The organism is Acinetobacter lwoffii (assembly GCF_024129685.1).
Classification (GTDB): domain Bacteria; phylum Pseudomonadota; class Gammaproteobacteria; order Pseudomonadales; family Moraxellaceae; genus Acinetobacter; species Acinetobacter lwoffii_X.
Genome location: NZ_JAMXXL010000025.1, coordinates 1 through 13,773 on the forward strand (window position 1 = coordinate 1; position 13,773 = coordinate 13,773).

Annotated in this window: 9 protein-coding genes and 3 pseudogenes; 8 read left to right on the forward strand and 4 right to left on the reverse strand. The window is 37.1% G+C overall.

All coding sequences use genetic code 11. The features are described 5' to 3' along the window. Window positions 1–376: 376 nt before the first annotated feature. The gene (locus NI464_RS11860; RefSeq protein WP_253138647.1) at window positions 377–1,549 is read right to left on the reverse strand and encodes a replication initiation protein; all 1,173 of its coding nucleotides are present in this window, start codon (window positions 1,547–1,549) and stop codon (window positions 377–379) included. 857 nt (window positions 1,550–2,406) lie between these two features. On the opposite strand from NI464_RS11860, the gene NI464_RS11865 reads away from it, so the two are divergent. Then, entirely contained in the window at window positions 2,407–3,180 is a 774-nt protein-coding gene (locus tag NI464_RS11865) for a ParA family protein (RefSeq protein WP_004647772.1), read from the forward strand. A 13-nt stretch (window positions 3,181–3,193) separates the two neighbouring features. Next, window positions 3,194–4,105 (forward strand): ParB/RepB/Spo0J family partition protein, encoded by a 912-nt coding sequence (locus tag NI464_RS11870; RefSeq protein ID WP_004647773.1) that lies wholly within the window; start codon window positions 3,194–3,196, stop codon window positions 4,103–4,105. 50 nt (window positions 4,106–4,155) lie between these two features. On the opposite strand, the pseudogene NI464_RS11875 reads toward NI464_RS11870, so the two are convergent. After that, window positions 4,156–4,870 (reverse strand): annotated as a pseudogene (locus tag NI464_RS11875) (IS5 family transposase). A gap of 889 nt (window positions 4,871–5,759) precedes the next feature. Here NI464_RS11875 and NI464_RS11880 point away from each other — a divergent pair. Together NI464_RS11880 and NI464_RS15925 are read left to right on the forward strand one after the other, a co-directional pair. Next, window positions 5,760–6,449 (forward strand): GntR family transcriptional regulator, encoded by a 690-nt coding sequence (locus NI464_RS11880; protein ID WP_253138649.1) that lies wholly within the window; start codon window positions 5,760–5,762, stop codon window positions 6,447–6,449. A gap of 316 nt (window positions 6,450–6,765) precedes the next feature. Beyond that, window positions 6,766–7,263, forward strand: a pseudogene (locus NI464_RS15925) (IS4 family transposase); the annotation flags it as partial. Window positions 7,264–7,282: 19 nt separating this feature from the next. Here the strand turns inward: NI464_RS15925 and NI464_RS11890 are convergent. Further along, the gene (locus NI464_RS11890; protein ID WP_004281965.1) at window positions 7,283–7,456 is read right to left on the reverse strand and encodes a hypothetical protein; all 174 of its coding nucleotides are present in this window, start codon (window positions 7,454–7,456) and stop codon (window positions 7,283–7,285) included. Window positions 7,457–7,756: 300 nt separating this feature from the next. On the opposite strand from NI464_RS11890, the gene NI464_RS11895 reads away from it, so the two are divergent. After that, a complete protein-coding gene (locus NI464_RS11895; protein ID WP_171260806.1) occupies window positions 7,757–7,933 on the forward strand; it encodes a hypothetical protein in 177 nt (58 codons plus the stop codon). 573 nt (window positions 7,934–8,506) lie between these two features. On the opposite strand, the pseudogene NI464_RS11900 reads toward NI464_RS11895, so the two are convergent. Continuing rightward, a pseudogene (locus NI464_RS11900) lies at window positions 8,507–9,507 on the reverse strand (IS30 family transposase). A 186-nt stretch (window positions 9,508–9,693) separates the two neighbouring features. On the opposite strand from NI464_RS11900, the gene NI464_RS11905 reads away from it, so the two are divergent. The 3 genes from NI464_RS11905 (at window position 9,694) to NI464_RS11915 (ending at window position 13,751) form a co-directional block, all read left to right on the forward strand. After that, window positions 9,694–9,876 carry a hypothetical protein gene (locus NI464_RS11905; RefSeq protein ID WP_253138651.1) on the forward strand — a complete coding sequence of 61 codons (183 nt, stop codon included), beginning with the start codon at window positions 9,694–9,696 and terminating at the stop codon, window positions 9,874–9,876. A gap of 409 nt (window positions 9,877–10,285) precedes the next feature. Next, a complete protein-coding gene (locus NI464_RS11910; RefSeq protein ID WP_253138654.1) occupies window positions 10,286–11,491 on the forward strand; it encodes a phosphotransferase enzyme family protein in 1,206 nt (401 codons plus the stop codon). 40 nt (window positions 11,492–11,531) lie between these two features. Next, a complete protein-coding gene (locus tag NI464_RS11915; RefSeq protein WP_253138656.1) occupies window positions 11,532–13,751 on the forward strand; it encodes a TonB-dependent siderophore receptor in 2,220 nt (739 codons plus the stop codon). The last annotated feature ends 22 nt before the right edge of the window (window positions 13,752–13,773 follow it).

Below are 13,773 nucleotides of genomic sequence, written 5' to 3' on the forward strand. Positions count from 1 at the left end.
AATTATCAAAGTTCTGTTGCTTTAGCCTGTATATTTTTATGGCTACCTTTATAGGGTTAATTATGAACAGTAAATGTCAACAGACCCTAGTTATTTGTAGTCATAAATTTAGTCCCCACTTGTTTTTAAGTGGGGACTAAATTAAGGCTTATAGGATGAATTCATAAGGTGTGTTCAGCGAACACTTACGTTTTGAATAGATTTAAGGAATTAGGCAGACCTCATACCCAAGTTGTCACTTGAATTTGGATAACTTAGGGAAGATCTATCTCTAAAGCCTTTATGCAACAGAGTCGTTTTTATCCTAGGGTCCTTACCACTTGTATTCTTTACAAACATATATCTAAAAAAGTGTAGCAAGTTGCTACACTTTTCGCTAGATCAGCTTTTTACCAAAAATATCATTCAGTCTTTCACGAATACTTTGAACGAATTCCGGATTATTTTTAAGTTTATGCTTCATATTTCGTTTAAAGTCATTCAGCCCCATACCAATTTCAGCAAATTCCATTTGGAATAAAGTGTCATTAATGACAATATTTGCTTGAGAGTCAGTGAGGCATCCTACTTTTTTAAACCACTTCTTGAACTGCTGATAATTTTCATCATTATTAAAAATATACCAAGAACGTACATTCGTATCGAATTTAGCCCCTAATTCTTTTACGGATGCATTGTCTTCAAATGGAACATCAAGATAGATTTTTTCAATCACTGCAATTTCATCCAGTGCCTTATCAGCAATCCGATGATGCAGTTTAAAATTCACACCTACAATTGGACGGCCTTTCTTAACGGTTTCATACTCTAATTGTAGATCTGTATTTTCGTTAATTTCTGCCACTATTTTGTCTAATACATAGCGTCTAAAATCTACCCAGCGATCATATTTGGTTTCATTAATATCAATCAGTGCTTTCAAGTTTTCTAAAAGCAATGGCACTTCATAACTCTTTTGATTGGCGTACTTAAATTCGTTTTTAATGAAATAAGTATAAAGACTCATACTGGCAACAGAATCTAGGGCAAAAAGATGTTTTAGCTGATAGGTAGTAAAATTACCCCCAGCCAATTGAGTGAAATACGGCAACACCTCACTAGTAAAACGAATCTGAATCGCATTTTTAGAGTCATCTTCCCATCTTAACTCACGGATAATGGGAACGACAGAATGTACTTTTTTAGTCTTTCTCTTACCATTATCAGCAGGCTCCTCAATAATAAAATGAGCTACCCGGGATGAAAGCTCTTTATAGATCCGATCTATTGCAACATTAATTGAATTACGTTTATTTAATCCTAGTAAATCTGCCAAATCATCCTTATACAAATAAATATAAGTTTGTTCGGTAATTTCACCATCTACCCTATTTTTCTCACTATAATTCGCAACCGCCATTGCATATAGAAGTGCCTTATATTCATTGGATGACAACTCGATTGGGCGAATTAAGCGGTTACTGGTACTGACAACGCCATTATGGCGAATGTTGCCTATACAGTAGGGAATATAATTCGTTTCTTCTTGCAATGGTTCAGATTCTGTCATAACCGTGATATTTATAATTTGACTTAGTTTTTATATACAAAAGTGGAAAAACTTTCAAGACTTTCACCACAAGATTCTAAAAGTGGAAGGTCCGTCATCAAAAAAAAGCGTTATTATCCGATTTTTTGCCTTTAAAGTGGAATTAAATACAGTATTTCCACCCTACAGTGACAGACCTTCCACCTTTAGCCCCCGAAATTACAGTTTAGAATGACTATTTTTACTTTTTTCACCCACATTCAGATAGGTTAAGTTAAATAGAAACCCTGATGTGACAAGGCTTCCACCTTTCAGTTAGATTCGAAAGGTATAACTGCACATATAATCATCAGGAAATATCCAATAAAAACAGATTATCCACAGGTTAAGAACATACAGTGACAACCCTTCCACCTTTAAGGCTTAGTTACGAGACTTTATTAACATATTAAATAATTGTTTTTTAAATTATTTTTAAATAAAAATAGCGGTTTAAAAAATAGCAGTGACAAACCTTCCACCCTAGTGACAGACCTTCCACTTTAGAGTGACAAACCTTCCACTTTAGAGTGACAAACCTTCCACTTTAGAGTGACAGACCTTCCACTTTAGAGTGACAGACCTTCCACTTTATGGTGACAAACCTTCCACTTTTAAAACTCTAAGCATTTGTTTTATATAATAAAAATGTACTCTTAATTATTAATTAGCTAAATAACTAATTATTCTAATTATTAATTAAGCTAGCTTAGTTAAAGATTTATTTTTAAGCTGTTTTACATCTGAACAAATAGGATTTATAAATTTTAAAACTATAGTAAGATGAGTGAAAGTTATTTATATTACTAAACATTCAAATACGGAAGCATCTGACACGCATGTCTGCAAAAATTATTACTGTTGCTAACCATAAAGGCGGATGTGGCAAAACAACGACTGTTGTGCACCTAGCCTCAGAACTTGCCAATCTGGGCAACAAGGTTTTAGTCATTGATTTAGATCCTCAAGCAAACGCAAGTTTACACATTGGGATCCAACATCCAAGCGAAATTGTTGTGACTACAGCAGAATTACTAGTGGGCGATATTTCGTTGTTGGCAGATGCATTACAAGAAGAAACGAACTTTGAAAAAGTATCATTAATTTATGGTTCCTTGAATTTAGGAAAAACTGAAGACCAACTAAAAGAAGAAGCTCCCCGTCCTTCTGAAGAGTTAAATATCAAGTTAGAACTGTTAAAAGATCTTTATGATTTTATATTGATCGACTGTCCACCTAGTCTTAAATTATTAACCAGCAATGCCCTGGCATCTTCAACACATGTCATTATCCCTATCGAATCCGGATCACAATATGGATTGTATGGGGTAACAGATCTTTTAAATCATCTTGAAAAGATCAAACGTATTAATCCAGATTTAGAGCTTTTAGGCGCTTTACTAATTAAGCATGATGAACGTCAGAATGTCTGTAAGCTGATTCGGAATGAAGCCTTGAAACAGGTAGGAAAACTTTTAGAGACTACCATTCCTCAAAGTACTAAAGTTAATCAAGCAGCGATTCTGCAACAATCACTTTTGAACGTAGAAAAAAATTCAAAAGTACGTAAGGCTTTTGAAAGCCTTGCCAATGAAATTGTAGCTAAAGTTTAAACCTGAGAGTATTATGGCAAGCACCAAAGAGCTTTTAGCTCAGAAACTGAAACAGAATACAGAAAAACATCAGCAAGCACAGAAAGACAATATTAGAGAGCTGAAAGAGTTTAGACGTAATGTTCCTATTGAGGATATCAGCCGTAGTCCAAACCAGCCGCGTAAATTATTTGAAGAGTCACAATTAAAAGAACTGGCGGATTCCATTGACGAAGTCGGTCTTTTGCAGCCCATTACAGTGCGTAAACTTGATAATCTGAAATATGAACTCATTGCAGGCGAGCGGCGCTTACGGGCGCACCATTTACTCGGCAAGTCTGTGATTGAAGCCATTATCATTGATGCGAATAATGTAGAAGCATCTTTGTTAACCTTAGCAGAGAATTTAAAGCGTCAGGACCTGACAGATTATGAAATTTTTATTGGCCTGAACTCACTTGATGAGAAGTTAAAGAAAAACAAGCAACGTTTAGCCAATTCACTGGGTTTAAATCGCGAAGATATGTACAAGTATTTAGCGTACGAAAAACTGCCTCAAGTAATTTTAAATGACCTTGATGTGGAACCAGGCCTACTAGGTCGTACTGCTGCAACTGCATTCAAAAAATTTCTGTCGGATCATATAGAGCAACTTTCTGAGGCCGAAAAGGCTTTGCTAGGGGCTTGGGAAAAAGTAAAAGACAAAAAACTAGAGCAAAGTAAAGTTACTGCCTATGCTGAAAAAATATTGAGTCAGGATCCAGGAAAACTGACCACAACATCTGTGGTTAGAAAAATTGAATATGCAGGTAAGATTGCGGGGAATATCAAACTCAATCAAAAACAGCTTAAGGTTTCTCTGAATATCTCGGAAATTGACGAAGCTAGTCTCTTACAACTAGAAGATTTTTTAAAACAGCTTATTCAGAAAAGTGAAAAAGTGTAGCAATTTGCTACACTTTTTTTTGACAATCTCAAACTAGGGCGTGTCATCAATTAAGCCAGATAGATCGCTGATAAGAAGTTTTGAGCCAATTTATCATAGCGTGTGGCAATAGCACGATATTGTTTGAGCTTGGCAAAAAATTTCTCGATCAGATGTCTTGCCTTGTAGATATGTCAATCATAATCACGCTGATCAATAGAATTACTTTTCGCTGGCATCACAACTTGACCCTTCGCCTCTAAAATTAGATCAATGACCCGATCCCTGGAGTTGTAGGCTTTATCCATAAGCCAGGTCTGGCTCAACGATAAGTCCAGCAACACATCTGAACCGTTTAAGTCATGAACCTGCCCATCCGTGAGATAAAATCCTGTCGGGTTGCCTAAAGCATCAGTACGGGCATGAATTTTGGTGCTTAAGCCCCCTTTACTGCGCCTATTCGCCTGATTTCCCCCCAGCGCTGTGTTGGTAAGCACGTACAATGGGGTGCAGTCTAACATGACATATTCATTGTCACGGTCATGTGACAGCACTTCAAAGACTCTCTGCCACACACCTGTTTTAGCCCAAAGACTAAAACGAGTATGCACTACTCTAAAATCACCGAAGCGTTCGGGTAAGTCTCGCCACGGGATACCTGAACGATAGCGCTTCAACAAATAGTCGGTTATCTTTGGCCGTTACTCCAACAGTACCCATTCGTCCAGGTAACAGATCTTTAACCTGTTCCCACCAATCATCTATTAATGCATAGCGTTTATTCATGAAGAAATTATGAGGACCGGTAGGATTTTCTCAAGCTAATTGATGACACCCTAATTCAAAATAAAAAAAGGTTTTTAAATATTATTTCTATAAGTCAATGTGACATTGACTTATACCAGGTTTTAATTGACTCAGCTTAGATAGTGTATGGGGGCCTAAAAAATTAATTAATTTATGTCTATAGAAAAAATAGAAATAAATGTTCATATATCAATGATATATGGTTGTTTTTTATAATAAATAGCCTAAGCAATTATTAGTAAATATATGTTTTTTGGATATGGTATAATTAGCTAAAAATCCAGACATCAGTGGTAAATTAAAATAAATCTTAAAATATGCCAGCCTTAAACCACAGCTTTAATTTTTGCCTACAGACAGCAGCCCAAGACGTTACCTAGTGTCACGTTACGGAACCACACTCAGTGAGCTTGCCGAATTCAACAGATCTAGAGATCTTAGTATATTGCCCTATAAATCCCATTTTCTTAAAGATTACCTTTAGATAGTCAAAGGCATTCAAGTGTACAGATAGGGACTGTGCCAGGAAACGTGCTAGTATGGAGGTGGGCAATAACTGCTTAGAATCAAGGTACGTGATTTTCTCAGTCGACTATTACGAATAGCCGCTATTTGGTAGATGCCTTTTAGTTAGATTGAACCGTCACCACTCTCCTAGACAAATTTAGTCTATTCTTTTTGCATAAATGATAACATTATGAATGGACAACGATATTCTCTCAGAATCACGTATTAATCATGCTGCTAAACATTCTCATTAAAACAAGGGAATGCATTTTTTTACTGATCGTACCTTGTTTTTAATTTTCCTCTGTTCTTTAATTTAGTACTATCTTTATCATTTATGAGCACTCACTGGATTCACTGAATGAAGTATATGGAAATCAGAGATTTGATTGAGGCTGAATTGAAAAATTATAGTTCTAATCAAATGATTCCATCCGAACGGTACTTGGCATTAAAGTTTGACTGTTCAAGGGAAACAGTGCGTAAGGCCTATGAACAGCTTCGTGCCGAAGATAAAATTTTCAAACGGCAAAATCTCGGCTGGTTCGTGAGTAATAAAAAAATTCAATATTCTCCAAACTCAATTGAAAATTTTCGTTCTTATATGAAGGCACAGGGTTTTAATGTCAGAACTGAACTAATCTCGACCAGACAGTTGGAGCGATTGGATCACAGTAATCTTTTTAGTGAAGAAAATCGTAAATTGGGCTTTATTGAAATTATTCGTTTACGTTATGCTGATGATGTACCTGTACTTCTAGAATATAATTATTTACCTGTTGCGCTGTTTCCAAATGTGCTGAATTATAATGTGATTACTTCGGTCCAAGATGTCATTAAAAATCACTTTCATTATAATTACACGAGTAGTCAGTTAAAAATTAAAAATACCGGTGTGTCTCATTTTGAGAGCCAGCACTTAGGTATTCCTTTAAGTCAAACCGCCACTTATATTGAACGTATTTCAAAATCAGATGATCTAGTGATTGAATATGACATCGAAATCTGGTCACAGGACAAAATTGAAATGACCTTAGATATTCAAGCATAAGCTTATATTTATATCCTGCCCATTCAAATCCTAAGAAGTTAAATGGTTTTAGGATTTTTTTTATTTTCTTAGATTAGCATTAGAACGCCTTCATAAATCATTCTTACTCAGTTGCAAATTATAAATTCCAGCAACTAGATTGAATCTCAAAAGGGGGGCTTTTAGCTCTATTGCGATAACGTTCTGAAAGCATTTTGAAAGTTTTTAGACTGCCAATCCATACTTAATTTCTATTCTTCTTTATTGATTTCCTGATTATAGATTTTTAGTTCAGGATCCAGTTTACAGCGGCTTTTGGCCTCTAATGGCAACAGGGTATTGGGAAGCGCGTTTGATTGAGGTTAAGCAGGCAGGGAAAATTAGACGTTATATCACTTTATTAATGGACCCAAAGACATATCCACTGATAGGCTTGGCGAAGCTTTATGCTCAGCGCTGGGAAATAAAAATGTGTTACCGAGAAATCAAAAGTGATTTACAGGAGGGCAAGCATTTGAGGAGCAAGCAACCTGATTTAGTTTATCAAGAATTATGGGGGGTATTGCCTATAATATTCTAAGAAGACAATGAAACATATGGCTCAACGTGCAAAAGTCAGTCCTTTGAGAACCAGCTTTCATATTGCATCTATTGGCATTCTGAATATATTAAGATTCGACTCTTTAGACTCCGCAGGTAATTTACCTAAACATTTAGAAAGTTTACTGGAAAAATCTAAGAGATATGTTTTGCCTGAGAGGGAGTGAGGAGTTGCCCACGAGTTATGAAAGGGACACCACAGAAATACCCAAGAAAATGCCAGTCAATTTCTTAACTGACCGGCATTCCTTTAATTAAGGGCTTTCAGATGATTCAGATTTTTTGTCTTTCTCATTTCCATAATCTAAAGCAACCTGTTGTGCTTCGGCGGCGGCAGTTGCTTCTATTGGAATGGATTCATCTGCAATAGCTACTGTTCCAGTAAATCCAAATAAGCTCAGGATTAGAATCTTTGAATACTTTTCCATCTGAATTTCCTCTATGTTTCTAAAACTTAATTTCAGTGTAGAGGCTAAGTTTAAATTCCGATGTATGAGCTATGTCTGCGTATGTAAGATATTCAGGATCCAAGTTATAGAACCTTGGGTTTAGGTAAGAATACTTATCGGATGAGTTTTTTTTGTAGCGTTAATTGGCCAAATACAGACCGATTTTCTTAAAAATCTTTTATAGCGAAGATAATTTAATGGCAAATTATAAAAAGAGCATAGCAAATGGTCAACTGCGGTAATCCCCCCTACAATAAAATCCAAGAAGAAATAAACAATATGGAACCAGGTACGATGAAATGGATCAGCAATAATATTGAGTTAAATGACATGCAGGGTGTCCATACTTTCTTATTAAGTTTAGAAGAAGAAGGTGGTGTTGATATGATCGCAGTAGGTCATGAGTCTTATATAGGACATCGCCCAGTACATAAGGTTAAGTTTGAAAAGAATTAGCACCTCCTCTGAGAGATTTTTCTTTACCAGCCCTATCTTTGTAACATCCAGTAATTTTTTTGTAACCTTATTGTTATTTATTGTTCACTTTGTTTATTATATAAAAGATGAAAGGTGGAGAATTTAAGATGCTCACTAAGGTCGAAGCCATTGTGATTTCACTAATGGTAATTGCATTAATACTCATTATTTATGAAATGGGACAAGGACTTAATTGGACTTTATAAATGCTTTCTCAGCTTAAAAAAAGTTCTCAATTGATGGCATTAATTTATTTATCAGAAGTTTCAGAATTTTGATCTTATGCTTGGCTGACTAAAGATGAATAATATCTATATTGGTGATATTGTTTACCTAGTTTACGGTAGTCATCCAATGATGGTTGAAAAATTGCACGATAATTTAGCTACTTGTATATGGTTCAGTGATAAAAAACATTTTTTCCGTAAGAATTTTCCCTTAAATATCTTAATAAAAAAACGTAATTCAACAAAATATACCTGTATAGATTAAGCTTGAAAATTATCTTAAAGCTTCAATAGAACTGAATCAAAGCACCTTAGGCGGGCGAATTCAAACATGAGGTGCGATAGTTTCAAAAGCCTTATGATAATCAATAAGCTGAGAAAATTTCTCTAATAGTGTAAGCCAATCTAACGCTTTTCTAGGACGAGTATTCAATGGCATGGCAACTTGATTTAAATAATGCTGATCTGCCTGATTTAAATCAATCCCTTTAGGTAAATATTGCCTAATTAAACCATTCATATTTTCGCATGTGCCTTTTTGCCATGGTGAATGTGGGTCACAGAAATATACATCTATGCCTAAATTTTACCATCTCACGTCCACGGTCATAGGTCAACGTTTCACGCAGTTCTCAGGTAAATATTTCAGAGCTTTAGTTAAAGCCTTGCGCACTGATTCTGCCTTTGCATCAGATAATGTTGCCAAGATACAGAGCTGTGTATTTCGTTCAATAAGTGTTGCTATCGAACTTTTATTGTCTTTACCTTTAATTAAATCGGCTTCCCAATGACCCGGTATCTTTCTTGAACTTCGGCTGGGCGCTCATGAATAGTTTTAATATCCTGTAATATAGAATCTTTTTTAGGTTCACCGTTAGCTTTTCGCTTTTTATTTTCATGATGCAGACAGGATAATAAGTCTTTTTTCAACTCACCCTTTGGTAATGCTCGTATCGTTGAATAAATCGTTGTATGGCTTACATTCATTGTTTGATCCAAATCAGGAATTGTCTTTAAACGCTTCGATATTTGCTGAGGAGACCATAAACAACGGATCGCTTCAACAATAAATCTCCAGAGGATTGAATCGATTTTGAGCTTTCTGTGACTACGTCTACGTCTAGCGAAGGTGTTATCAGAAGCATATCGAGCTTGATAAACGTCATTGATACTATTTCTTTTAAGCTCACCATAGATCGTACTTGGATGTCTTTTAATGAGTTCGGCAAATTTTCTTGGTGAAAAGCCTTCTTTTCTTGACTCAAGCATTAATGCAGTACGATCTTCAAAGTTAAGATGATGGTATGACAATTTTATATACTCCATACCCTTTAAATTAATTAGGTGGTTTATGTCGCACTTCAAGTTTTACTCTGCCTTGCCTCTAATATTATTGAGAAACTGATTGATCAAAGTATTTCAAATTAAGAAATAAATAATTTTATATTTAGCTCTGATGGGATAACCATCAGGGTATTTTTTTGTCATTAAAATCTAATTTGAGACATCATTATGAATGATTTTTTTTTAGAAACGAATCGAAGCATCAAAATCAATGACATTGAAGTTCGTCAGATACAGATGAAAGACTTCGATACCTGGGCAATCCATACTGAGCCGTTAAAGAACTTCATTAAAGACCAAAATCATTCAAGTGTACAGGTCATTCGACCATGGCATGTGTTACTGATCTGAACAATGAATCACTGGTGGAATTTGCTGCTGATAAACAGGGATTTAAAGAGCTACGTAGTGAAGTCATGAAAATGAATTACGGTACATTTCAAAACTACGTTATCGCTTGAACTGAGGATAAGAAAGCTTGTTTGAATCGATATATTTCATCCGCAGATTATGCGCGAATGCTAAGAAATCTGGAGTTCGAATATTAACCAAAAAGAAGATCATTTTTTGATTTATGCGAGAGATCTATTTTATTTTTATATTTATAAGGCTAAACTTGCCTCCAATTTAATACTGGTATGTACCACTTAATTTTAGGGCGTGTCTTCAATATTAAATGTATTTAAAAATACTGTTTGCATGTTCGCCTAAACAATGATTTTCCATTATTACATAATGATCTGGCTCAGGAATATTGATAATGACCACAATGACTGATGATTTAGGTCATGGTATGGGCAATGCCTGGGAACATAAAGACTGGGCACATATTTCTGATCCAGAATTACAAAGCCTGCAGCAGCATTATTCCTGTTTACAAGGTCATATTCAGATTTTGTGGTGTAGTCCCCGGCCATTTTCATCTGCGGCGCTGGTCAAGGTGGAGCAGGATTTTGTGAGCAGGGATGAAGCAGTCGCGCATCAGTATTTGATCAAGCGCAGTCATTGTTCATTTCGTCGTGCCCACGATATTTTACAGGAGCATGCCGTTCTTCAGCATTTAGCCAGCAAAGAAATTCCTGTTGCAGCATTGATTAGGTCAAATCAAGATCTGACTGCTTTAGAGCTGGGTGACTGGACGTATGAAGTCTATGCAAAAGCAGCCGGTTTAGATCTGTATGCAGATCAGCAATCCTGGAAACCTTTTTTCTATGCTGAACATGCCGCCAAGGCAGGGGCTTTACTGGCCAGACTACATCTGGCGATGCAGGATTTTCCCGAACAGCAGGGCAGATCAGCATCTTATTTGGTTTCCAATCAGCAGCTTTTAGACTGTGAAAATATCATTACAGCCATTCAACAGCGCATTGCAAACAGTTCAGAATTAAGCCGTTATTTTGCCGATAAAAATTTAGATCCTTACTTTTTAGATCGAATCTTACAGGTTCACCAGCGTATTCAGCCTGTATTGCAACAGGCAAGCAAAATTTGGACCCATAACGATTTACACGCTTCTAATCTGTTTTGGTCAGCGCCGGATGCCAAAGCTGAAATTACTGCCGTAATTGATTTTGGTTTATCTGACCGAAACTCTGCACTTTATGATCTGGCTGTGACGATTGAACGTAATTTCATTGATTGGTTGGAATTAGAGCAGAACTCACATATTCAGATTGATGAGGCCGGTTTAACTGCCTTTCTACATGCTTATTTTTCCAAAGTACATCCACAAGAAGATTTTAGTATTTTGCCAGAACTGCTGAAAATCGTGCATCTGGATTTCGCTTTTTCAGAGCTGGAGTATTTTGTGGGTATTACCCACAACCTCAACCATGCAGATGCGGCTTATTACGACTGGATTATCGGTCATGTGGACTGGTTCTTTGGCGAACAAGGCCAACAATTTACCCAGACTTTAACTCGGCTCATTCAACATGAATTGCAAGCTTCTCAATGCTCTCTCTAAACCCAGCATCATCACCCACTTCACATACATAAGGTTTCGTATGAACACTCGTCAATTCAAACAGAATGTATTAACCCGATCTTTAAAAATGATCATTCTGTCACCGCTGTGTTTAGCCCCGCTGACTTATGCTGAAGACGATGTGCAACAGCTTGACACGATTGTTATCACAGCCGATCAAAGTATCCCTTACACGAGTACCAAAGTGAATATTGAAGGTTTTGGTACGGAGAATTTGCAAAAAATACCTGCATCAGTTTCTATCTTGACTGCCGATCTCATCGCTGAACAACATGGCCGTGTGCTGAGCGATGTTGTAAAAAATGATGCAGCCATCGGTGATGGCTATGCTGCAATTGGCTATTATCCAAACTTTGTCTCGCGTGGCTTTGCACTTGATTTGGCATCAAGCTACCTGATTAATAGCAATGTGATTCGTGGTGAACAAAACGTTGCACTTGAAAATAAAGAGCGTGTGGAAATTTTAAAAGGCATTTCCGCGATTCAAAGTGGGATGTCAACCCCGGGTGGGGTGGTTAATTATGTCACCAAGCGACCGAAAGATATTCAGGCACTGACATTCTCGGCTGATCAACACGGCCAGTTTTCAGTGGCAACTGATCTCGGTGGTTTTTGGGGTGATGAGCAACAATTCGGATATCGCATCAATCTGGTGAATGAACAGATGGATTCTTATGTCGATCATGTGGAGGGTGAACGCTATTTAGCGGCATTGGCATTGGATTGGAAGATGTCAGCGCAATCCAAAGTAGAACTTGATCTTGAAGCACAGCGTTCCGAACAAAAATCAGTGCCAGGTTATCAATTACTGGATGGCAAAGTCCCAGAAAATGTGAAATGGGATCGATTGCTTGGTTACCAGACTTGGGGTAAACCGGTCACGATCGATAGTCTGAATACTGGTTTAAAATATAGTTATGCCTTGAATGATGACTGGAACTTGGGACTTGTTGCAGCGCACAGTAAATCCAAGGTTGATGATTATTCAACATTTGCTTGGGGATGCTATGCCACGGTATGTGAATATAATGGCTTAGGCAACACCTTTGACGCTAATGGCAATTATGATATTTATGATTATCGCAACCCAGATGACACCTTTAAGACCAATCAATTTAAAGTCAAATTGGATGGGGTGATTGATACCAACTGGGCACAACATTATCTAAATTTTGATATTACGCAAACCAATAAATCTCGTGATCGATATCCTGGATTAAATAGAAACATATATACACATTTATACGAGAACCCAGAGGACATAGATATTGCAGGTAATATTTATGAGGATCCACTACAAGTAGAACAACAATTAGGTGATGTCGGTCCCTATTTTAAAGCTTTAGATAGTGAACAGACTGCTTTTACGGTTTTAGATCGTATTGAGTGGAATGAGAAATGGTCTACTTTGATTGGTGGAAAATGGATCGAGCTTGATGAACAAGCACATGCTTATGATGCAGAGGGTAAGCAGGTAATAAAAGTTCGTGATACGGATTTAGGCAAATTTTTACCACAGTTTGCAGTGAGTTATAGCCCGGTAGAGTCAACAACTCTGTATGCCTCTTATGCCAAAGGTTTGTCAGATGGAAAGACAGCGCCTTGGTTTGCAGAGAATGCTGCTGAAACTCTAGCGCCGATCTATTCAGAGCAATATGAAATTGGCCTAAAACAACAGATCAAGCAGTTTTTATTGACTGCCTCGCTATTTGATTTACACCAAGACAACCAATATAGCAAGCCGATTTCAGGACTTCGCTATTTTGTTGCGGAAGGCGAACAACATAGTCAGGGTCTGGAGCTCGGACTGAATGGTGCATTAACCGATCATCTGGCCTTAACTTCATCTTTAGCCTTGACTAAAGCCCGTTTAGAAAATGTAGAAGCGGTTGAATATGGCAATCATCAGGCGCAAAACGTGCCAAAAGTTCGTTTCGCAACACATCTTCGCTATAACGTACCGAGCATTGCAGGTTTCACTGTTCTGGCAGGTGGTCAATACAGTTCCAGCAAATATGCTAACAAAGAGGGTGCTGCGAAAGTCGCAGGTTATAGTGTGGTTGATTTAGGCGCTGCTTATCAATTTAAGCTAAATACGACCGATGCATTGCTACGCTTGAATATTAATAATCTGTTCAACAAGAAATACTGGCGTGATGCAGGTGAATTTTTGGGTGACGATTATTTATTCTTGGGTTCGCCGCGTACAGCAACCTTGTCATTCAATCTGAACTTCTAAATTGGCTGCTTAATCAGGTTAT